General features: G+C 62.5%; 20 protein-coding genes and 1 riboswitch. Of the genes, 9 read left to right on the top strand and 11 right to left on the bottom strand.

The features are described from left to right. Positions 1-196 precede the first annotated feature (196 nt). The 4 genes from B0G83_RS27735 to B0G83_RS27720 form a co-directional block, all read right to left on the bottom strand. Complete coding sequence (locus B0G83_RS27735) at positions 197-562, bottom strand: DUF6984 family protein (protein ID WP_105510575.1); 366 nt, start codon at positions 560-562, stop codon at positions 197-199. Then, positions 562-2,958 (bottom strand): DUF6531 domain-containing protein, encoded by a 2,397-nt coding sequence (locus B0G83_RS27730; protein WP_181157101.1) that lies wholly within the window; start codon positions 2,956-2,958, stop codon positions 562-564. Before B0G83_RS27730 ends, B0G83_RS27735 begins: the two co-directional genes overlap by 1 nt. A gap of 399 nt (positions 2,959-3,357) precedes the next feature. Next, positions 3,358-4,089 carry a CbtA family protein gene (locus tag B0G83_RS27725; RefSeq protein ID WP_105510573.1) on the bottom strand — a complete coding sequence of 244 codons (732 nt, stop codon included), beginning with the start codon at positions 4,087-4,089 and terminating at the stop codon, positions 3,358-3,360. A 13-nt stretch (positions 4,090-4,102) separates the two neighbouring features. Beyond that, positions 4,103-4,324 carry a CbtB-domain containing protein gene (locus tag B0G83_RS27720; protein ID WP_105510605.1) on the bottom strand — a complete coding sequence of 74 codons (222 nt, stop codon included), beginning with the start codon at positions 4,322-4,324 and terminating at the stop codon, positions 4,103-4,105. A gap of 64 nt (positions 4,325-4,388) precedes the next feature. Next, positions 4,389-4,453: riboswitch (cobalamin riboswitch) on the bottom strand. Between the two features lie 114 nt (positions 4,454-4,567). Between B0G83_RS27720 and B0G83_RS27715 the strand changes: the two genes are divergently transcribed. Then, positions 4,568-5,173 carry a histidine phosphatase family protein gene (locus B0G83_RS27715; protein ID WP_105510572.1) on the top strand — a complete coding sequence of 202 codons (606 nt, stop codon included), beginning with the start codon at positions 4,568-4,570 and terminating at the stop codon, positions 5,171-5,173. A 46-nt stretch (positions 5,174-5,219) separates the two neighbouring features. Here B0G83_RS27715 and B0G83_RS27710 read toward each other — a convergent pair whose 3' ends face one another. The 5 genes from B0G83_RS27710 to B0G83_RS27690 form a co-directional block, all read right to left on the bottom strand. Beyond that, complete coding sequence (locus B0G83_RS27710) at positions 5,220-5,675, bottom strand: hypothetical protein (protein ID WP_105510571.1); 456 nt, start codon at positions 5,673-5,675, stop codon at positions 5,220-5,222. An 86-nt stretch (positions 5,676-5,761) separates the two neighbouring features. Next, entirely contained in the window at positions 5,762-6,787 is a 1,026-nt protein-coding gene (locus B0G83_RS27705) for a hypothetical protein (protein ID WP_105510570.1), read from the bottom strand. Between the two features lie 20 nt (positions 6,788-6,807). Continuing rightward, positions 6,808-8,166 (bottom strand): MFS transporter, encoded by a 1,359-nt coding sequence (locus B0G83_RS27700; protein WP_105510569.1) that lies wholly within the window; start codon positions 8,164-8,166, stop codon positions 6,808-6,810. Further along, positions 8,163-9,239 (bottom strand): hypothetical protein, encoded by a 1,077-nt coding sequence (locus B0G83_RS27695; protein WP_105510568.1) that lies wholly within the window; start codon positions 9,237-9,239, stop codon positions 8,163-8,165. The genes B0G83_RS27700 and B0G83_RS27695 overlap by 4 nt, the downstream gene beginning before the upstream one ends. 83 nt (positions 9,240-9,322) lie before the next feature. Further along, entirely contained in the window at positions 9,323-10,378 is a 1,056-nt protein-coding gene (locus B0G83_RS27690) for a porin (RefSeq protein ID WP_105510567.1), read from the bottom strand. 199 nt (positions 10,379-10,577) lie between these two features. Between B0G83_RS27690 and B0G83_RS27685 the strand changes: the two genes are divergently transcribed. From B0G83_RS27685 to B0G83_RS27675, 3 genes are all read left to right on the top strand, one after another. Continuing rightward, on the top strand, positions 10,578-11,486 hold the full coding sequence (locus B0G83_RS27685; protein ID WP_105510604.1) for a LysR family transcriptional regulator: 909 nt from the start codon (positions 10,578-10,580) through the stop codon (positions 11,484-11,486). 120 nt (positions 11,487-11,606) lie between these two features. Then, positions 11,607-13,121 carry an ATPase domain-containing protein gene (locus tag B0G83_RS27680; protein ID WP_105510566.1) on the top strand — a complete coding sequence of 505 codons (1,515 nt, stop codon included), beginning with the start codon at positions 11,607-11,609 and terminating at the stop codon, positions 13,119-13,121. Between the two features lie 7 nt (positions 13,122-13,128). Continuing rightward, positions 13,129-14,787, top strand: a complete 1,659-nt coding sequence (locus tag B0G83_RS27675; protein WP_105510565.1) for an ATP-binding protein — start codon at positions 13,129-13,131, stop codon at positions 14,785-14,787. A 33-nt stretch (positions 14,788-14,820) separates the two neighbouring features. Here the strand turns inward: B0G83_RS27675 and B0G83_RS27670 are convergent, their stop codons facing one another. Together B0G83_RS27670 and B0G83_RS27665 are read right to left on the bottom strand one after the other, a co-directional pair. After that, a complete protein-coding gene (locus B0G83_RS27670) occupies positions 14,821-16,098 on the bottom strand; it encodes a sensor domain-containing diguanylate cyclase (protein ID WP_105510564.1) in 1,278 nt (425 codons plus the stop codon). After that, entirely contained in the window at positions 16,098-16,466 is a 369-nt protein-coding gene (locus B0G83_RS27665; RefSeq protein ID WP_105510603.1) for a phosphonate transporter, read from the bottom strand. Before B0G83_RS27665 ends, B0G83_RS27670 begins: the two co-directional genes overlap by 1 nt. A 216-nt stretch (positions 16,467-16,682) precedes the next feature. On the opposite strand from B0G83_RS27665, the gene B0G83_RS27660 reads away from it, so the two are divergent. The 5 genes from B0G83_RS27660 to B0G83_RS27640 are packed head-to-tail and all read left to right on the top strand — an operon-like array spanning position 16,683 to position 22,180. Further along, complete coding sequence (locus B0G83_RS27660) at positions 16,683-17,288, top strand: MarR family winged helix-turn-helix transcriptional regulator (protein ID WP_105510563.1); 606 nt, start codon at positions 16,683-16,685, stop codon at positions 17,286-17,288. A gap of 6 nt (positions 17,289-17,294) precedes the next feature. Beyond that, on the top strand, positions 17,295-19,397 hold the full coding sequence (locus B0G83_RS27655) for an FUSC family protein (RefSeq protein WP_105510562.1): 2,103 nt from the start codon (positions 17,295-17,297) through the stop codon (positions 19,395-19,397). Positions 19,398-19,443: 46 nt separating this feature from the next. Next, positions 19,444-19,653, top strand: a complete 210-nt coding sequence (locus B0G83_RS27650; RefSeq protein ID WP_105510561.1) for a DUF1656 domain-containing protein — start codon at positions 19,444-19,446, stop codon at positions 19,651-19,653. Continuing rightward, positions 19,650-20,708 (top strand): efflux RND transporter periplasmic adaptor subunit, encoded by a 1,059-nt coding sequence (locus B0G83_RS27645; protein WP_105510560.1) that lies wholly within the window; start codon positions 19,650-19,652, stop codon positions 20,706-20,708. Before B0G83_RS27650 ends, B0G83_RS27645 begins: the two co-directional genes overlap by 4 nt. After that, positions 20,705-22,180 carry an efflux transporter outer membrane subunit gene (locus B0G83_RS27640; protein ID WP_105510559.1) on the top strand — a complete coding sequence of 492 codons (1,476 nt, stop codon included), beginning with the start codon at positions 20,705-20,707 and terminating at the stop codon, positions 22,178-22,180. Before B0G83_RS27645 ends, B0G83_RS27640 begins: the two co-directional genes overlap by 4 nt. The last annotated feature ends 82 nt before the right edge of the window (positions 22,181-22,262 follow it).

The following is a 22,262-nucleotide window of genomic DNA, read 5'->3' as shown; positions in this document are numbered from 1 at the left end:
AAAGTTGTCCACAGAAAATGTTTGCAAGGCTGTGGATAACGCTCCGGCAACACGGGCAAGTTGTTGACGGGATTGGGTTTCGTGGGCGAGGTGCGGGGGCGGGCTAGGGGTTGTGGGGTGAGTGCTCGGTGAGGTCATGTATTGCTTGCCCCCAAGAGAAGGTGCGGCATCGCGCACCTTCTATACCCAGGTGATCCTATAGCGGAGACGGCTTGACGACAATCTGCAGCGTTGCCCAGTCTGGTCCTTGCAAATACCCGTCTGCCCAACGCAGAAACTCAAGTTCCAACAGTCGATTTCCGGGGTCCGCAAACAACAGCACACAAACCGCTGCGCCATCCGCATCGGTTAACCGCCCTTCAAAGGGGAAAGTGTGCTGCCCGACATGGGCGGGCCGTACGTAGCCGTCAAGATAAAAATGTACCAACGATCCGTCTTCAAGTTGCGACTCCGCCCGGGCGCATGCCAGATCAGACAACAGCCTCTCACCGTCCGCAGGTTCGAGTCGGGACGCAATTTGACGAATAAAGGCTGTTTCGCCTTCAGTTAGCTGACGAAGCATCAATGCACCACAAAAATAGTTCCGACACTCACCTGTCCGTCCGTTTGTAGATACGCTCTGAACTCAACTGGAAGTCCATCTACCGTAATCTGCCTGATTGTATTCGTGTTGGGAAGCATGTCTGACCTGATTGCATTAATTTCGTCTGCGACTTGCGCTTCCGCATGGTCAAGATCAAGACCATCTCGAACTGCCCGCTTTATATAGTGATCCCGTTTAAAAACGACATTTGCACCATTGCCACCGGTTGGTTTGCATTGCTTGGCTCCGGTAGCCTGTCCGATGCCATTCTTGCTGGCCCACATTGGGTCACGGGCAAGCTGGAATACCAGCCATGCAAAGCGAGCACCAGCATATATCGCACATTCCGGACATACCGGCACCAAGCCGGACTCCAAGGTAGCCCGCAACCCTTTAAACATACCCGAAAGATTAGGCGCAGGAGATGCGGGCACCACCCCCGACTCGATATTATCAAGCCATCTGTCAAGCTCATCGTCACTAATTGGTAAATCGGGCCCGAGATTCGTTGATACCGTGCCTGTGTGTGAAGCTAGCTTTCCATCTGCCGCGTAACTGTAATCGACCTTAAGAGCGCGTTTAATGTTTCCATTGATGGGGTTTGCATCTTCAAAGTACCGAAACCCGATCAGTCGACCGCGAGCATCATACTGGGGATTTGCGGTCCAAAAGGAATTGCTGAATTGAATCACTCGATGCGCTGAATCCCGGAGAGCGATCATGAGAACGTTGCCGGACTTTCGTTCAATGATCGATCGCAGGTTTCCGGTCGTGTCCTGCGTTATTCCCCATTCACCGGTCAGCCTGCCGTCATCGAACATCTGAGCAAAAGTCAGGCGATTTAACGAGTCGTACACCAACCCGTACGTTCTCGTCGGCCCCTCAGCCAGTGTGGCGCCGAATCCATCTACTCCGGTTCTATCGGAGGTCTGTCTTTCGCTGATCCCGGTTGGGTTGCCATTCGCGTCGTAGACATATGCGCGCAACCACCTTGGTGAGGCGACCATGTACGGGCGCAGACTGACGGAGTCGGAATAACTAACCGTGGTTATTGCCGTGCCACCCGAACTGGTAATCGATGTTGTCTGAATAGGACGGTTATTATCGTCGTACGTGTACTGGATGTTTTTCCCATATGGCGTGACATCGCTAGTCAGATTGCCGGCAGCGTCCCACCTCATGCTGTAACCTGCATCGCTTCCTGTCGCGCGTAACATTCCCCCGAACGGGGCATAGGTCACGGTCGTAGTACGCTGATTGTTGACAATGGTCGATGTGTTAACGCCATAGGCGAACGCCACATTCTGTTGTGAATTTGGATGTGTTGCTGCGGTAGCACGCCCCATCGAGTCGTATGACCAGGTCGCAATGCGTGTCCCTGTTTCGTCAATCAAGCCGGTCAGCGCGCCGGTGAACCTTGTGTCTTCATAAGCGTACCGGCGGACATTTCCGTCAGGCCATGTAACAGATACAAGATTGTTGTTTCCGTCGTAGCTGTATCGCGTAACGTTTCCTGCTGGGTCTGTGACTTGCGATACGCGCCACTTCGCATCGTAGCTCAAACTAATGGTTAAATCGTTGTACGGGTTCGATCCAGTTGCATGATAGGTAACCGCTACAAGCAATCCCGATGCTGGTGCGATGGAGCCAGGAGTATTCGTATCGCTATAAGTGAGTGTTGCCAATCGCCCATCGCGCTCGGCAACAGACAACAGAACTCCTTGGGCGGAATAGGCCTCACGCGCACCGTTGGTTAAGTCTTCCAATGTCCACGATGACGAGCCTTGGGTCAGCATCAAGGGGGTTCCATTCGTAGCGCGCCAACCTCGTGAAACCTTATTAAAGACGATCGGATTACCATCTTCCCGGTAAGCCGTCACGCGCGCAGGTACACCATTCACGTTCGCAAGATTTAACTGACGCTGCCAGTTGTGAACCCAAAGCGATCCGAAACCGGAATCCGCCCGCATAACCGGGCGAGAACGATAGGTCCTGCCAAATACGAGGGGTCGGTCATCGCCGCTGTGAAAGTCCACCTCGCTGACCGTCGTCGCACCTGAGCTTGCGTAGACCGGGTCAGCTACAGAACAACTATTGTCCGCGCTGTTGTCGTCTGGCGGCATTCCACACCATCTTGCGATTCGGGCCGGCTCATTAACGCAGTAGTGGTTTGATAGATTGATTGGAGTATTACCCCAAGCTTTTGCAAAGCAGGTTGACGTTCCCTGTATAGCCCCTGATCTCACATAAAGCGGGGCACAGACCCCGTCGCCGCTTTCGGCATTAGCGCCAAACGCGATCATCAAGAGGAAAAAAGCGATAAGCAATCGAGCAACCATACTCCCCGAACCTTCGCCAAATCGATAGCGTTCCATCGTCATCCTTATTGGTTGTACTTGTATGAAGCACAAGCACGCTATAAGGAACTCAGCGACGAGAGACTCTGAAATTTCTCATCCTTGTATTTCTATTTTCCTCAACTACAGCGCACATCTATCAGCGCCTACATCGCGCGTAGGAAATCAGGAAAAGGCAAGTCATCCGGCCAATAAGAGCCCACCGCAATCCGCCGACATTGGCAAACGAAAAGCCCCAAACGCAAAAAAGCGAGGCCGCCGCGCACCGTCATCCCGACCGTGCCCAACGCCTCGCTTTTAAAACTTATCCCCAGATTTTGTTCAGAAGCCTGTGGATAACCTTCCTACAACCGCCGCAACTCCTTGATCGCACTACCTTCTCAAGCGTTGCGCACGGCACGCCACCAACCGGAAGGACTAAACCGCCGCACGCCCAATCGGCCGCACAAACGCGCTACGTTCGACCAGCGCGCCGAACAGCAGCCCGATCGTCGTCCACATAATGACCTGCATCCCGATCGCGGCAACGCGGAACTTCCACAACAGCACGGCCGGGAAAGCCGCCGGCACTTCGTTGATCACCGGCATGGAAAGCTGCACCGCGGCAATAATCACGACGAACACCACGCCCGCCACGATCGAGCCATTCCACGCGCCGAGTTGCACGGCCAACCGACGCCGCACCTTCAACGAAAACACCATCGCCGCCAGCGAAATCGCAATCATCAGGAAGAACAGCCCAGTCCGCGCGCCGATCGTTTCAGGATCGCCAACCGAAGGCGGATTCGCCGGGTACTTGATATTCGGCACGATCACAATCGTAATGAACGCGCCGAGCGCGAGCCATGCAGACAGCGCCCGCGCGCTCACCACGCCGACACGCCCGTAAGCGAACGCGAACACCAGCGAAAACAAGCCGCCGATTGCGGCGCCATACGTCACCACGCCGGTCAACAAACCCAGGCCCGCCTGCGTCTCGCGGCTGACGATTTCCGGCTCAGGGGCTTCGCCCTTCGCGGCATCGGCTTTTTCTTCAAAGGAAATCGCTTGATCGACTTGCGGCTCGCCTACCACTTTGGCGAAGCTGAACGTGAGTAACCCCGCGGCGATGCCTGCGAGCATGCCGCGAACCAACAATTTACCGACCATGTTCTACGCTCCGTTAGTGGCAGGGAAAGCCGAGCAGATGGCGGCCGTCGTGCACGAACTCATGCACGTACATGCCGGGCACCAGCGAGGTGGCCCCTTCTTCCGCACCAACGAAGTAAATAGCGAGCAGCAACAGCAAACCGCCGAAGATGATCCACGGCATCAATTCGCGCAATGGGATCGGCGTGGGCTGAGCAACAGCCGGATTGCCGGATTTGAGAACAGCTTCAGTCATGGTGGACATCTCCTGGGGTAACGCGCCCCGATAGTCGATTGCAGAGGAAGTACGCGAAGCTCAGGTCTGGCTTTTGGCAAGAGAGGCCAATTACAGTGGCGCGACCGCGCCGGGCTTTCACCGGCTTCCGAGCATTCGCAATGCCGCTATTCTACGCGTTAAACTCCGGCCTTCGGCAACGCAAGGCTCGCGCGCGAATGCATGGCTTCGATCCGGGCGCCAATTGCAAGGAAACCCAGCAGTATGGAAATTCGGCTATTACTGATTAGCCACGCCTCGACCGCCGCGATGCGTGCAGGCCGCTTTCCCGCCGCCGACTCACTTGCTCCACTCGACCCACGCGGCCTTGCTGAAATCCAGGCCGCGCGTTCCTCTCTGTCGACCCCCGATCATGCAACCGTCCTGGTCAGCCCCGCCGCCTGCGCGCGCGAAACGGCCCAAGCCTTGGGCCTGACGGCGATAGTCGACGCGCATTTGGCGGACATGCACTACGGCAACTGGCATGGCCGGCGCCTCGCCGATCTCATGATCGAAGCACCGGAAAAACTCGCCGCATGGACCCGCGAGCCAGACGCGACGGCGCCCGGCGGCGAGTCGTTCAGTCAACTCGTGACGCGGACAGGGGAATGGTTGGAAGCGCTAAGTGAACAGACGAACCACGTATCCCAGACCAACGAGATACACAACGTGGTCGCCGTCACGCACGCGCCGGTGCTGCGGGCCGCGATCGTATCCGTGCTTGGCGCTGCGCCCGCGGTGTTTCCACGCATCGAGATCGCGCCGCTTTCGGTGATTGAACTTCGATACTCGCGACGTGGCTGGAGTTGGTGGCCAGCCACGTCGCGCTAACCGTCGAGCGTCAGCTCAACGGAAACGCGCCATCTACCCGAGCCAATCACTTGCCCGACACAACGAGCCGCAACTTGTTCGAGCCCGTCGGCGCAAGCGTGATTTCCGTACGTTTGCCCGGCGCACCAACATAAAAATGCTGACGTGCAGGCGAATTCTGATCATGCGTCGCCTCCGGCAAACAGGACGCGACGTCGGCCGCGACGGCTTGCAGCGCATCCGCATTCGAGCCCGCGTCGTGGTGCGGCGTCCACATGCATTGATAGCTGCCGTGGCCGGCGGAACATTGGGCGTCGTCGCCGTAGGGTTGCGCGACACCTTTGCCGTCGTCAGGCGTCAGCGAGGACAGGCCGCCCGGCGCGGCCGCCACGATGCGTTTGAGCGCTGCGCAGGGGCTGGGGGCATCGTCGGCATAAGCGTTACCGCACGGCAAAACGACTGCAACCCATGCCGAAAAAGAGGCAGCGGCAAGCGTGGCGGAGAATAGTCGGGTCCTGGTCATGTCGGCGCGATCCTTCGAGGAGTGGGAGCACTAACGCGATCAGGAGTAGCACGGCGCATGCCTATCCGGGTCGGCTCGAAACCGCATCACGCTCCGTCACCGAACAACGCCGCGCGCCCTTGCGGCGATGCAAAAATCCCCTTGGCGTCATGCCCGACACCGTCGATCACGAACGTGCGATGCGTCGCCAGCCCCTGTGGATGACGCAACGCCATATACCGCGCGTAAGCGAGTCCACGCCCCAAGCGATGTTCCCCTTGCGTCAACGCCGCGCAAGACCGGTCGAGCGCAGGATGCCGCGGATCGCAATCCGCGCCGCCTAGCAGCACGGTGACGTCACGCTGCGCATACCGCGCTTCGAGAAGCGCCGCGGCATCGCCGTCGTCACCCAGCCCGCCCTCACCCATTGCATACGCGGGCAGAGCCTCGAGCCCATACTTCCAGCGATTAAACGACGGGCACAGCGCCGCATCGAACGTCGCGAATTCCCCCGACGCCCCCGGCCGCATTGCATCGAAATAGACATACGACGAAGGATTCGCCACCACATAACGCAGCGCGATACCGCGCGCCGTCAGCGGCGCATCGCCGCGCGCGACCACCGCGTAGCGCTGCACGACCTGCCCACCGCCCGAATGCCCCGCGATTACCACCTCGGTCAGCGACGCGAACTGCTCGCGCGAAGCGAGCGTGTCCAGAATCGCGTCGAGCACATCGAACGAACTGAGCGGCGCCGGTCCGACGGCGTTGTCGCCGCCCATCCAGCCGGTCCACTCCCAATGCAACGTGGAAGGCGGCACATCATGCGCTTCCACGTCGGCACTGGCGAGAAACTGCGGCACGATCAGCAGGGTATCGTCTGCGCTGCCGCCGGCCAGTTCGCAGGCGCTTTGCGCCAGATCGAAGTAGGTATCGCCGTTGCGCAAACGTCCGTGAATCAGAATCACCGCGCGCCGCACGGCGCGCGTCGGCGCAAGCCAGTCGCCGTTCGTGAAGACCGGCACCGTGCCGCTGCCGGCCGGCGTCGTGACGTTCAGATGGCGGCTAGCCACCGCCGCGACCGGGCGTTCATTCGGCGCGCGTTCGTCGTCCGTGTTCAAAGGCTGGGTCATGCAATAAGCTCGTGGTTAATCTAATGAGTGGCGGGCCTCGCCGCCACGCCGCCGTGCGCTCGCCCGGCACGCGTGAAATACACCATCGCCAGCGACACGAAACCGGCAAAAATCAGGTAAAACGCCGGCGTGAGACTGCTGCCCGTGACGCGCGTCAAACCGGTAATAGTCAGCGGCGCCATGCCGCCGAACAGCGTCACCGCAATGTTGTACGACAGCGCCACACCCGCCGAGCGGCTACGCACCGGGAAAAGCGTCGCGAGCATCCCCGGATGCGCGCCGGACATTGCCGCGAGAAACACCGTGGCGACCATCTGCGCAATGAACAGATGCCCAGGCGTCGGATTGGTCACGACGAAGTGATAGAGCGGATACACGCACACCATCCACGCGATCACGATCGGATAGAACAGGCGGTAAGCGCCGTAACGATCGGCGAGCTTGCCCGACAACGGAAACAGAAACAGATTCAACGCTCCCGACACGAACGCACCCAGCAACGCCGTAGACAGCGGCAAATGCAATTGCCGCTCGACATACACCGACAGATACGAGTGCCACACATAATTCGTCGCCGCCCCGACGATAATCACGCCCATCGCGCAGATCGCCGCATCGCCGTTGTCGCGGAAGAACTGTCGGATCGTGACGCGCGGCGGCTTCTCCTGATGCTCGAGCAGCCGCTCGAACTCGGGCGACTCCGCCACGCGATGGCGGATATAAAAGCCGAACGGACCGGCCAGCGCGCCGAACAGAAACGGCAGACGCCAACCCCACGCCACCAGTTGTTCATGCGTCAACTGCGTGGTCAGCAGATAGCCGACGCCGGACGACAGCAGCAACGCGAACGCCTGCGCCGACATGTTGAAGCTGCCATAGAACATCTTCTTGTGCGGCGGCGCGTACTCGACCAGCATCGCGGATGCCGTCGCGAACTGCCCGCCCACCGAGAGCCCTTGAAGCAAGCGCGCCAGCACGACGAGCAGCGGCGCCGCGATACCGATCCGCGCATAGCTCGGCGTGAGCCCCATCAGCAGCGTGCTGGCGGCCATCGAAATGATCAGCAGCGAGAGCGCCTTGCGACGTCCCGCCCGGTCCGCGTATACGCCGAGCAGAATGCCGCCGATCGGCCGCACGATAAAACCGACGGCGAACGTGGCGAGCGTCAGCATGATCGACACGAAGCCGCTGCCACCGGGAAAGAACACTTGCGCGATGATCTTCGCGAAGTAACCGTAGATCAGAAAGTCGAACCATTCGAGGCCGTTGCCGAGCACGGACGCGAAGATCGCGCGCCGCACCATGGCCGGGCTCAGCACGCTCGAAGGATCGGCACTGGACAGCGCGTCGTCGCGCCGATCGAAGGCTGCCTCGTTCATGGCTCGCACCCCTCGGTTCCGAACATGGCCGACAACGCGCACACCGACGTCAGCATCCGCGCGCCGTCGTGACCGACACCCGGCACGATATGAAAGCGCTGATTCAAACCCTGCGGATGACGCGACTGCATATACGCGTAATACGCCATCGCGCGCGCCACGCGCTGCGGTCCTTGCGCTTCCGCCGCGCAGGATCTGTCGAGCGCGCTTTGCTGGGGATCGTCGTCCGCGCCGCCGACGAGATAGTCGATCCGGCGCGCCGCGTAGCCCGCTTCGAGTTGCGCGGGGGAGCGGTCGTCGAGATACGGCGGGCGGTTGTCCATGCCGTACTTCCATTGATTGAAGTCGGGGCATTGCGCGGCGTCGAACGGTGCGGCGACACCTTGGGCGTTGGGCCTCGATGCGTCGAAGTAAGCGTAGGTGGACGGACTCGCCACCACGTATCGCACGTCGATGCCTTCGCCAGTCAGTGCGGCAATGTTGCGTCCGGCGACCGCGTAGCGCTGCACCACCTGGCCGCCGCCCGAATGGCCGGCGAACACCACGTGCCGCAGATTCGGGAACAGCTTGCGATCGGCGAGTCGCGCGACGATCGCGTCCAGTACTTCGTACGAACCGATCGGCAGCGGCGCGCGTGCCGCTTCGCCGCCCATCCAGGCGTCGCCGGTCCAGCGCAGCATGTCGGCGGGTTCGTCATGCACACGTAGATCGAGGTTGGCGAGGAATTGCGGCGCGATCAGCAGCGTGGCGTCGGGATCGGCATGCGCGGCGTCGCGGGCATTCTGCGCGGTGCGGTAGTACACGTCGGCGTTACGCAGCTTGCCGTGGATCACGATCACCGCCCGTGTCACCTGGGGCTGCGCGACGTTCCAGTCCTTCGACAGATACAGCGGAAATTCGGCATGCCCTTGCGGCGTGTCGATCGTGAACCGCGTGTCGGAGATCACCGCGACCGGCCTCAAATGTGCCTTGTACGCGTGAACCGCCAACGCCGGTTGCGCGAACGCCGTCAAAACGGTCACGCCTGCTGCAGCGCATAGTGTCGCGGCGCGTCGTGAGAGAGAAAAGGTCATGCCGCTAGCTCCTGATTACCGTGCGCTGTCTTGAGACTTGAACGCGGCGCATCGTCGAATCCGTCGTTGAAAAGCCCGATCGCTCAAAACCGGTGGCGGATACCGAGCGTCACGCCGGTCTGATTCGGACCGAATGCGGTGTCGCTCGTCAAACCGACCTGCGTGTATTTGTCGTTGGCGTAGCGCGTGGATGCGGCGTAGGCGACGGTTGCGTACACATCGGTTCGCTTCGACAGAATATAGTCCGCACCCAGCACGCTCATCAACGAGTTCGACACGTTGGCCGCCTTGTTGCTCTGGTAATACTCGGCGACCGTCACGCGAAACTGTGGCGCAATCAGATAGCGCAGACCGCCGAACCATAATGCCGACGACACGGTCGCGCCCTTGGTCGGGTTGTACAGATAGTGCTCGTAGCCGCCCATCACCGTGAAATCGCCGACCTGTTCACGCGCCGACGCACTCCAGTTGCGCGATTTGGTCCACATGCCGGTGGAATTGATCGCGCCGTTGCGGTAGTCGTAGGCGAGCGCCGCCGCGAAACTGCCGCTATCGTAGTCGAGCGCGCCGCCGTACGCGGCACTGCTCTGAAACGAATCCGCCGTGCCGCCGAAGCTGTACACCCCCGTGGCCGTCAAACCGCCGAAGTGGCCCACGTACTTGACCGAATTGTTCACGCGGGCCTTGAACGAAAAGCTGTCCACGGAGCCGGTGGTGGGCATCCACGTGTACTGCTGGCCGAAAACCATCGGGTCATATTTGATCAACGTGTCGTACATCGCCGTGTACTGCAAACCCGCCGACAAAGCGCCGTAGGCGTCGTTCGCGACACCCACCGCCGCAGTGCGATTGAACAGCACGCCTGCGGTCGCATTGGTGCCGTCGTTACCGTTGAATCCGGCCTCGAGAATAAAGAACGCCTTGTTGCCGCCGCCGAGATCTTCCGTGCCGCGAAAACCGAAGCGCGAATTGCTCAGACCGCCGGAATTCTCCCGCACTAGCGATCCGCCACTAGCACCCGCATGGTTGAGGAATTCGAGGTTGGTGTCGATCAGGCCGTACAACGTAACCGAGGCCTGCGCCTGCGCGCCCGCGCAACCCATCATGGCCAGGGCAGCCACCGCATATTGTTTTTTCACTGACGTCTCCGGTCGATTTTGTTTTATGTCGCAACGTGATCCGCCTGCTCGCCCGGGGCGGCACAGGCATCGGTCGATGCGATGAACGAGATCGTAGGATTGGCCGTGGTAAATGTAAAATACCTGTTTTACGCATCGTCCATATATATTAAATATGGCATGGGGTGGCGTGCACCGCGCGCCCGGGAGACGGAACATCATGGAACTGCGTCATCTGCGCTACTTTCTGGCGGTCGCCGAAGAAGGCCAATTCACGCGCGCCGCTGAACGGCTGGCCATGCAGCAGCCGCCGCTATCGCAACAGATTCGCGCGCTGGAAGAAGAGATCGGCTTCGAGCTGTTCGTTCGCATGCCGCGCGGCGTGACGTTGACACCGGCGGGCCAGGCGTTTGCGGAAGACTCGCAACGTCTGTTGCACGAGCTTCAGCAGTCGGTGGAGAAAGCCAACCGGATTGCGCGCGGCGAACTCGGCACGATTTCGATCGGGCTGACCAGCTCGGCCGCGTTTCATCCGTTCACGACCGAGGCGATCCGCGCGTTCCGGGCGGTATGTCCGGAGGTGGCCGTGGAACTGGCCGAGCTCAACGCGGCGGAAATCATCGAGCGTCTGGCCGCAGGTCAGATCCAGGCCGCGTTTCTCCGCAAACCGGTCGACGCGCGCGAAGGCGTGGCGTTCGACCTGCTGCTCGACGAGCCGATGGTCGTGGTATTGCCGGCCGGGCACCCCCTGCTCAAAGGCGCGGGCAAGAAGCGTCCCCAGGTGTCGTTGAAAGCGCTGGCACAGGAGGACTTCATCCTGGTCCGGCGGCCAGGCGCGCCCGGCATGTATGCCGACATCCTCGCCGCTTGCCGGCAGGCCGGCTTCGTGCCGCGAATCGCGCGCGAAGTGCCGCGCATGGTGTCCGGCATCAACCTCGTCGCGGCCGGTTTGGGCGTGACGCTGGTGCCCGCGTCGATGCAACGTTACGACCAGGTCGGCACCGTGTATTGCACGCTCGCCAACCCTTCCAGGCTGAGTGCGCCCTTGCATCTGGCCTACCCCGCGGCGCTGCAGAACAGCGCGGCGACGCGCTTCATTCAGTTGGTGACGGCACGCGCGCACGAGTAGGTCATGGTGACTCGCGCGGGGCAAGCCCTTGGCCATGCGGATAGGCACATTAATTGCAGCCTCGCCGTACCGGCCGGGCAATTGCAATTGCCGGTCATTCAATGACGCGAACCACACGCCATGTCAAACCAACTCGCCGCCAATCAGAAGGGCCGCCTTTCTTCCGGGATCGAAGGCATCGACGACATCCTCGGAGGCGGTCTCACGCCTCACCGCATGTACCTCGTGGAGGGCGCGCCCGGTACAGGTAAAACTACCCTGGCGTTGCAATTCTTACTTGAGGGTGTCGAAGAAGGACAGGTCGGCCTGTACATCACCCTGTCCGAAACCCGCGACGAGTTGATCTCGGTCGCCGCAAGCCATGGCTGGGACATCAGCCGGTTTACGATCCTCGAACTGCTCTCCGACGAAGGCCTCGATCCGCAGTACGAGCAGACCGTGCTGCACCCGGCCGAAGTCGAACTTGGCGAGACCGTGCGCAGCGTGATCCAGCAGGTCGATGAACTCAAACCCGCGCGCATCGTGCTCGACAGCCTTTCGGAATTACGTCTGCTATCGCAGAACCCGCTGCGCTACCGGCGGCAAATTCTCGCGCTCAAACGCTATTTCGCCACCCGCGAATGCACGGTGCTGCTGCTCGACGACAACGCGACCGATCCCGGCGACGTGCAACTGCACAGCATCGCGCACGGCGTGGTCACACTCGACAACCTCGTGCACGACTACGGCGGCAACCGCCGGCGCATGCGCATCGCCAAGATGCGCGGCATCAAGTTCCGCGAGGGCTACCACGACTTCACGCTCGACACGGGCGGCATTAGCGTGTATCCGCGGCTGGTTGCCGCCGAGCACCACACGGACTTCCTCACCGACGTGCTCAGTACCGGCACGCCGGGCCTCGACGCGCTGCTCGGCGGCGGCCTGATTCCCGGCACCAACGCGCTGATGATAGGCCCTTCGGGCGTGGGCAAAACCACCACCGTGGTGTCGTGTCTGATCGCGGCGTTGGAGCGGGGTGAACGTTGCGTCTACTACGTGTTCGACGAAACGCTCACCACGCTGATCGTTCGCTGCGCGACGCTCGGCATGTACCTCGCGCCGCACGTGGAAAGCGGCCTGCTGACATTGCGCCAGATCGATCCGGCGGAAATCTCGCCGGGCGAGTTCGCGAGCGACGTGCGCAACTCGGTGGAGAACAAAGGCGTCAAATACGTCGCCATCGACAGCTTGAACGCCTATTTGCAGGCCATGCCCGGCGAACGCTATCTGCTGCTGCAAATGCACGAGCTGCTCGGCTATCTGAACCAGCAGGGCGTCGTCACGATGCTGGTGCTGGGGCAGCACGGCATCATCGGCGAAGTGCAAAGCGATATCGACATCAGCTACCTCAGCGACGTGGTCGTGCTGTTCCGCTATTTCGAACACCACGGCGAAGTGCTGACCGCGGTGACCGCCGTGAAGAGCCGCGCCAATGCGCACGAACGCTCGATCCGTCAATTCCGGCTCAGTTCCAACGGTGTGGAAGTGGGCGATGCGCTGCGCGACTTCGAGGGGGTGCTGTCCGGCCTGCCGTCGTACCGCGGCGGCACCGCGCTGCTCGGCGCCACGCCCCACGTCATCGACACGTCGAGGTAGTCAGGTCATGGAGCAACGCGTCCTTATCCTGGCGCCGTTCGGCCGCGACGCCGATGTGATTGCCGAAGTACTGGCAAAAGATCAACGCGTCTGCGTCGCCTACCGCAGCGCGGAGGCGCTGACCGAAGCACTGGACGCCGGCGCGGGCAGCGCGTTGATTGCCGAAGAGGCGCTGACGGATCACCATGCATCGCGTTTATTCGACTGGCTCAAGCAGCAACCCGCCTGGTCCGATTTCCCTTTTATCCTGCTGGCCGCGTCGCGGGTCGGACACCGGTCCGCGCGCGGATTGGAAGTGCTTGAGCAGCTTGGCAACGTGGTGGTGCTCGAACGTCCGCTGAATTCGGAAACGCTGCGGCGCGCGGTGGCGTCGTCGCTGCGGGCGCGGGGCCGCCAGTACGAATCGCGCCGCCATCTGGCCGAACGGATCGAGGCACAGAACGCGTTGGTGCAGTTGAACGATTCGCTGGAAAGCCGGATCGCCGAACGCACGCACGAACTCGCCTCCGCCAACAACCGGCTGATGACGGAGATCCACGAGCGCGCCAAGGTGCAGGCAGTGCTCGTGCAGTCGCAGAAGATGGAAGCGCTCGGGCAACTCACCGGCGGCATTGCGCACGACTTCAACAATCTGCTGAACGTCATCATGGTCAACGCGGAACTGATCGCGCGGGTCAGCAGCGACGAACGCATTCGCGGCATGGCGGCCACCGTCAAACGCGCGACCGAACGCGGCGCGAAACTGACCGGCCAGTTGCTGACTTTTTCGCGCAACAGCAATCTCGATCTAAAAGCCGTGGACGTGGTCGCGTTGCTGCAAGGCATGCGCGACATCATCACGGTCTCGCTCGGCTCCAGCATCCGTTACACCAACGAGATTGAAGGCGAGGAGATGTGGACCGAGGCCGACGCGAATCAACTCGAACTGGCCATTCTCAATCTCGCGATCAACGCGCGCGACGCGATGCCTGGCGGCGGTCAGCTCGACATTCGCGTCAAACAACGCACCGCGCCCGATGAAACCCTCGCGAACGGCCGTTACGTGGTGCTCGAAGTGATCGACACCGGTTCGGGCGTGCCCGCCGACGTGGTCTCGCGTGTGTTCGATCCGTTCTTCACCACCAAGCCGATCGGCAAAGGCACCGGCCTCGGCTTGAGTCAGGTCTACGGTATCGCGAGGCAGGCAGGCGGCACCGCGCGCCTGTTCAGCGAGGAAGGTGCGGGGACGACCGTGGAGATCTGGCTACCGTTGCGCGAGCGCGTGGCGCCGCAAAACGAAGCGGCTTCCGACGTCGAAGCAAATGCTGTCGGCGAAAAACGCGTGTTAGTGGTGGAAGACGACGGTGAAGTCCGCGCCATGCTGGTCGAGTCGCTGCGGATGCTCGGCTACACCGTGACCGAAGCCGCGGACGGCCGCACGGGATTGAATCGTCTGGCGGACGACAAGCCGGACCTGCTGATGGTCGACTTCGCGATGCCGGGCATGAACGGCATCGACGTGATCGCGGAGGCGCGCAAGATGCGCGAGGACTTGCCGGTGATTCTCGCGACCGGTTACGCGGATGTGGATATTTCCGGGCTGGCGGTGAAACGTTGCACGATTTTGCGCAAGCCGTTTCAACTGGACGATCTGGCGCGCACGGTGCGGCTCGGGCTGGCTGCGTGATTCGCCTGGAGCACGCTGCCGCCCTGCTTCAACTCACCGCACGCAGTTACGCCCCGCGCTTTTAGCCTCGTAAAGCGCCTGGTCCGCGGCATGCAACAACGCTTGCAGCGTGGCGCGCGATTCGCTGAGCGTCACGCAACCGAGACTCACGGTCACCCGCACCTCGCCCACCACCGTGTCGACCCGCGCCGCCTCCACCGCCGCGCGTAAGCGTTCCGCCACCTGCGCCGCCTGTTGCGCGTCGGCACCACTCAGCATCAGCACGAACTCCTCGCCGCCGAAGCGGGCGAACAGGTCCTGCGGACGCAGCAATTGCGTCGCTTCGCTGACGATGCGCTTGAGCACTTCGTCGCCGGCCAGATGCCCGGCCGTGTCGTTGATCCGCTTGAAGTGATCGGCATCCAGCATGACCAGCGACAACGCGTCGCCGTCGCGCTTCGCGCGCGCGATTTCCGCTTCGGCCGTTTCGAAGAAATGCGCGCGGCTCGACGCGCCCGTCAGGTGATCCGTGGTGAGCAGGCGCTTGAGATTGTCGGCGGTGACCTTGCGTTCGGTGATATCGCGCAGCACGACCGTGTAGCCGGAAAACTCGCCGTTTTCCTCACGCGAGACCGCCACCAGAATTTGCCCCCAGTAGCGCTCGCCGCGTTGCGTCTCGCACCAGCATTCTTCGACATGCCAGCCCTGGCCACGCGCAAACGCCAGGTGCTCGGGAGAACGGTGCGGCGGAAATTGACCCGGCGAATAGAAGCGCGCCAGCGTATGACCGAGCGTGTCCGCCTCGCTGAACCCGGTCACACGTTCGACGGAGGCGTTCCAGCTCTCCACGCGCCCTTGCGCGTCGAGCGTGAAAAACGAAAAGTCTTTCACGTTGGTATAGATCGCCGCGAGCCACGATTCGGTCTGGCGCGAGCGACGTTCGGCGGCGACCTGGCGCGACACGTCGGTGAGCACCGTCATGAGCAGATCGGCGCTGATCTTGATGATCGAACACGACAACACCACCGCGCGCTCATGCGCCGGCGTCACGAAAATCCGATGATGCTCGCAGACCGCGCCGCGCACGGGCTTGAAACTCTCCACCAGATTGCGCAATTCCGGCGCGACCGAGGTCAGGCTTTCAAAAATATTCTCGATGCCGTGCGCACCGACCAGCGGCATCAGCAATTGCGAGGCGAGCGGATTCATCATATCGATGCGGCCCGCCAGATCGCTGCGCACAATGCCGACCGGCGACATGTACACGAACGACAGCAGCGCTTCGTGCTCGGCCTGAAGCTCTTCCAGTGCCTCGTCGTCGGGAGAGTCCACTAGGCCGCCTTGCGGTCGATCAGCACGAACCGCGTTGCAATGTCCGGCCCGCGCAGCAAGCGCAACCGCACCGGCGTGGGCCGCATGCGCAGGGTCAGCACGTATGGGAAGGTGGCGTCGAGCGTGGGTTCGTCTTCGAAACGCTGCGCCACCATGAAGTTGTTCATGCACGGCGCGACTTCGTCGAATAGATGACGGCCCAGCACGTTTGCCGCGCGCAAACCGGCGCCCGCCGATTCGAACGCGTTGTACACGGTCACGAGGCCGTCGGCGGCAAAACCGATCACGCCGAATGGAAACGCGTCCAACGTCTCGCGATTGGCGGTGTTCAGCGTCGCGAGCGACACGTTGTCAAATTCCAGAGTCACGATGTCTTCCAATAGATTCCGCCGGCGGGGAGACCGATGCCGCTTGACCGGCTAACAGTATGGTTAACGACATTAAACGTCATAAGTTTACCGGAGATGCTACATAGCAGCGGTCGACCGGCGCCCGCCTCCCACTGCTGCGCCGCCTCACCACGTCACAAAAAAATCGCAATTCAATAGTTTGCTAACGAATTTTTTAGAAATACAATACCGGCCATGTCGAACCTCGATAAATTGCGCCGCACCGTCAGCAGCACCCTGGTCGTGGCTGCCAGAAAATGGCGGCGCACGAGTCATGGCGTGCTCGCGGCCTTCAACGTCTCCGAGGCGTGCGCCACGCCGCTGTTGACCGCCAGCCGGCTCGGCGCAGCGGTGCGCCAGGTCACGCTGGCCGATCACGTCGGAATTGAAGGTCCGTCGCTCGTGCGGCTGCTCGATCAATTGTGCGCGGCAGGTCTGATGCGCCGTGACGAGGATCCCGAAGATCGCCGCGCGAAAACCGTCGTGCTGACCGAAGAAGGCCGCGCGGTTACCGCGAAAATGGAAGAGGAACTGGTTACGTTGCGCGCGCAAGCATTGAAAGGTGTGTCGCGCAGCGATCTGGAAGCGACCTTGCGGGTGCTGGCGGCGTTTACATCCGACGCGAGCGAGCGGGCGGATCAGATCACCGACGTGCCCACCCCGTCGGCATCCGGCGCGCGAAAAACCGGCACGCCCCGCAAAACCGCGAAAGCCAACCAGGTTGCCAAGGCGACCGCAGGCAAACCCCAGAAACGCAAATCACCCACCGCGGCGCCGCACGACGCCGGCGACCCGGCATAACGGTTCATGGCCTATCCCTCCCTTCGCGACTGGCTGTTCTCGGTCAAGACCTTCGCCGCGGCGATGATTGCGCTTTACATCGGCCTTGCACTCGAACTGCCGCGACCTTACTGGGCGATGGCAACGGTCTACATCGTGTCGAATCCGTTTGTCGGCGCGACCCGTTCCAAGGCGCTCTATCGTGCGCTCGGCACCGCGCTGGGTGCGTCGGCCGCCGTGCTGCTGGTGCCGCCCTTCGTCGAATCGCCGTATCTGTTCAGCGTGATCGTCGCGTTATGGACCGGCACGCTGCTATATCTCGCGGTGTCCGACCGCACGGCGCGCAGCTATGTGTTCCTGCTGGCCGGCTACACGATGCCCATCATCGCGCTGCCGTCGGTCACGAATCCCGGCGGCGTGTTCGATCTGGCGGTGAGCCGCACCGAAGAGATCACGCTCGGTATCGTCTGCGCGAGCATCGTGGGCAGCGCGCTGTTTCCGAGCCGGCTCGCGCCGACCATCATCGAGCGCACCGACGCGTGGTTTCGCGACGCCGCGTTCTATGCCACCGAAACGCTGTCCGGCCGCATTGCCGGTTCCGCGATTTCGGGCGCGCGGCAGCGGCTCGCGTCCATCATCAACGGGCTGGAATTGTTGTTGAGTCAACTGGCCTACGACCACACACGGCCCGACGTGCTGGCGCGCGCGCATGAACTGCGCGGCCGCATGCAATTGCTGCTGCCGATCATGTCGTCGCTCGCCGATCCGCTGATCGCGCTGTACCACTGCGGCCGGCAGACGTGGCCCGAGGGGCTCGAAACGCTACTGAACGACGTCATCAAATGGTTCAACGCGCCGATGCCCGCGGTCAGCGCGGGCTATCACCCCGATCCGGCCGCCGACGCATTGCGCGTGCGCATCGCGGCCATGCAGCCGCCGCCCGCCGCACTGGCGAACTGGGACGGCGCGCTGCTCTCGAACGCACTGTGGCGCATGAAACAGGTGATCGACGTGTGGCAGGACTGCCGCTCGCTGCGCATCATCATCACGCGCGAAGAAGGCTCGTGGCGGCCGCGTTTTCGCCATTGGCGGCTGGGCGGCACCGAGCGCTTCTACGATCGCGGCATCATGCTGTTCTCGACCGGTTCGGCAGCAGCGGCCGTGATTCTCGCGTGCAGTCTGTGGATCAGCTCGGGCTGGAACGACGGCGCGGGCGCGGTGACGCTCGCGGCGGTGGCTTGCTGTTTCTTCGCCGCGCTCGACGAACCCGCGCCGATGGTTTTCCGCTTCTTCGTGGCGACCGCGATCAGCGTGGTGGCGGCAGGCGTCTATCTGTTCGCCGTGCTGCCGCACGTGCACGATTTCCCGATGCTGGTCATCATGTTCGCCGCACCGTTCATTTTCGTCGGCACGCTGATTCCACGTCCGCAGTTCAACCTCGCAACGGTGTTGGTCGCGGTGAACACCGCCACGTTCATCAGCATTCAGGACGCGTACGACGCCAATTTTCTGATCTTCATGAACAGCAATCTCGCCGGTCTGGCCGGCCTGCTGTACGCGTATCTGTGGACGCGCGTCACGCGCCCGTTCGGCGCCGAACTCGCGGCCTCGCGCCTGCTGCGTTCGAGCTGGGCCGACGTAGCGCTCACGGCGTCGACACGGCCCATCGACGATCCGCGCAATCTCGCCGCACGCATGCTCGACCGCCTGATGCAGTTGATCCCGCGTCTGGCCGCCACCGACGACCATCGCCACCCGTCGATCGAAAGCTTCCGCGATCTGCGCATTGCGTTCAACGCGCTCGATCTGCGCCGCGTGACCCGCAAGCTCGCCGGCGAAGCGCCGGCCGCGATCGATCGCGTACTCGACGACGTGCGCGCCTATTACGAAAACTGCGTGGACCGTCGCAAGCGCGAACCGGTGCCCGACAGTCTGATGGCGTCGATCGACGCCGCCATGGCGCGCGTCATCGCCCAAGGGCTGGCCAATGCCGGCACCCCGAGCGCGGCCTCGCAGAGCTCGGCGCGCCGCCTGCGTGACGCGCTGCATGCGCTGGTCGGCTTGCGTCTTTCGCTGTTTCCGGCCACGCTGACGACACCCACGCCGCCCGAACCGGAGGCCGCTGCCTGATGTGCGCATCTCGTGACCCGTCCCCCACCCTTTTCTTCTTCCCGCGATGATCGGTGAAATCGATATTTTCGGCGTGTTCGTGCCGGCCGTGCTCGTGCTGATGTTGATCGCCTATCTGATCAACCTGGCCTTGCGCACCATCCTCGCGCGCGTCGGCTTCTACCGCCTCGTCTGGCATCGCTCCATCTTCGATCTCGGCATCTATGTGCTGGTGCTGGGCCTTGTCGTCGTCGTTTCGCACAGACTAATAACGTGAAAAAAACCTGGTTCTCCGTCGGTCAAATTCTGCTGACCCTGATCGTCGTCGTGGCCGCCGCCCTGGTGCTGTGGAAACTGGTCGGCTACTACATGTTCGCGCCCTGGACTCGCGACGGACACGTGCGCGCCGACGTGATCCAGGTCGCGCCGGATATCTCGGGGCTGATCTCGTCGGTCGAGGTGGTGGACAACCAGCAGGTCAGCAAAGGCCAGGTGCTGTTCGTGATCGACCAGGCCCGCTACACACTCGCGTTGCGTCAGGCCGAGGCGACCGCGCAGCAACGCCGCGCCACGCTCGACCAGGCGCGCCGCGAAGATGCGCGTAACCGCAAGCTCGGCAACCTGGTCGCGGCGGAGGTGTATGAGGAAAGCCGCTCGCGCGTCGAACAGGGCGAAGCCGCGCTCGCCGATGCGAACGTCGCGATCGACACCGCGAAACTGAATCTGCAACGCTCGACGATCGTGAGCCCCGTCGACGGTTATCTGAACGATCGCGCACCGCGTGCCGGTGAATTCGTCGCGGCGGGGCGCGCGGTGCTCGCGGTGGTCGATATGCATTCGTTCCGCGTGGACGGCTATTTCGAGGAAACCAAGCTGCGCGGCATCGACATCGGCCAGCCGGTCGATATCACGGTGATGGGCGAGCCGAACGTGCTGCGCGGCCACGTGCAAAGCATTGTCGCCGCCATTGAAGACCGCGACCGCACGCAAGGTTCGAATCTGCTGCCGAACGTGAATCCGGCGTTTAGCTGGGTGCGGCTCGCGCAGCGGATTCCCGTACGTGTCGCGCTCGACGAAGTACCCGCCGATTTCCGCATGATCGCGGGGCGTACGGCGACCGTGTCGGTGCGCGATTTGTCGCCGATTGGCAAGAAGCATCCTGATACGCATGCGGCAGGGGCGGTGGATGCTTCTGCAACGGTGGCTTCGGGTGCGGCTTCCGGCTCGGGCGCTTCGGTGAGCGGTGCTCAGGCTTCGGCTATGTCGGCGGCGCCCACCGGCTCGGCGGCACAGCCGGCCTCCGCCGCCGCGATCTCGGGCGCGTCGCAATGAAGCTGTCGCGCTCTCTTCTTCCGCTGCTACCGCTTTTGCCGCTGGCCGTGGCGCTCAACGGCTGCATCAACGTCGGCCCCAACTACGCGTTGCCGAAGCAGGCGCTCATCAACGCGCCGCTCGCCAATGCGCCGATCGAGGGCGCCGACACCGCGCTCACATCGCGCCAGAACGTGCCTGCCGTGTGGTGGCAACTGTACGACGATCCCGTACTGAACAGCCTGGTCGATCAGGCGCTGCAATCGAACACCGACCTGCGCGTCGCGGCGGCCAACCTGGCGCGTTCGCGTGAAGCACTCGGCGTCGCGCAGGCGCAAGGCGGCTTCTCGGGAAAAAGCTCGGTGTTGCTCGAACGCGCGCAGGAATCGGCCGAGCAATATCTTCTCACCGAGAAACTGCCGGTCGTCAATGAAGGCGATATCGGCATCAGCGTGTCGTACGAAATCGATCTGTTCGGCAAGCTGCGGCGCGGCGTCGAAGCGGCGCAGGCGGACACCGAGTCCGTGCAGGCCGCAGGCGATCTCGCCCGAATCAGCGTGGTTGCCGACGTGGTGCGCTCGTACGTCGACCAATGTTCGGCGGCGGAAGAACTTCGCATCGCACAGCAGTCGCTCGCGTTGCAGAAGCAGCGCGTGGACGTATCGCGCCGTCTGCGCGATGCGGGTCGCGGCAATCAACCGGACGTGACGCGCGGACAAACGCAGGTCGAAACACTGGCGGCGGATATTCCGCGCTATACGGCGCGCCGCAAAATCGCGCAGTACCGGCTTGCGGCGCTGCTCGCCCGCGCGCCGTCCGACCTGCCGCCGGCCGTGATCGCATGCGACCGGCTCCCGCAAATTCGCCAGCCGATTCCGGTTGGCGACGGCGCCGCGCTGCTCAAACGCCGCCCCGACGTGCGCGAGGCCGAGCGTCAACTGGCAGCCTCCACGGCGCGCATCGGCGTGGCGACCGGGGCGTTGTATCCGACGGTGAGCATCGGCGCGTCAGCGGGCCTGACCGGCGTTCTCGAAGATCTGGGCACGTCGCCGACCGCGCGCTGGGGCTTCGGTCCGCTGATTAGCTGGACTTTCCCCGCGAATGGCGCGCGCGGCCGCGTGCGCGAAGCCGAAGCCTCCAGCCAGGTGGCGCTCGCGAAGTTCGATGGCGTGGTACTGACCGCGCTACGCGAGACGGAAACCAGCCTTGCCACGTACGCGTCGGACTATGCGCGCGCCGATGCGTTGCGCGCCGCGTTGAAGTCGGCGGCCGAGTCGGCGGATGAAACGCATCGGCTGTATCTCGCCGGGCGTGAGTCGTTCATTTCGGATCTGGACGCGACGCGCACGCTGACATCGACCAAATCTCAGGTGGCTGCGGCGGAAGGCCAGGTGGCGGTCGATCAGGTCAATCTGTTCCTCGCGCTGGGCGGCGGGTGGGAGATGCCGGCGTCGGCGGCGGCGAACTCCGCGACCACCATCAAAGCCCCCTGAGCACGCTTTGAAAAGCAGAAAAGGTGTTGCCGGGACATCCCGGCAACACCTTTTTTTTCGGCAACGGGCGCACTTACGCGAG

The sequence above is a fragment of the Paraburkholderia sp. BL21I4N1 genome, assembly GCF_002973525.1.
In the GTDB taxonomy this organism is placed as follows: Bacteria; Pseudomonadota; Gammaproteobacteria; order Burkholderiales; family Burkholderiaceae; genus Paraburkholderia.
This window is presented reverse-complemented; position numbering and strand designations above follow the sequence as displayed.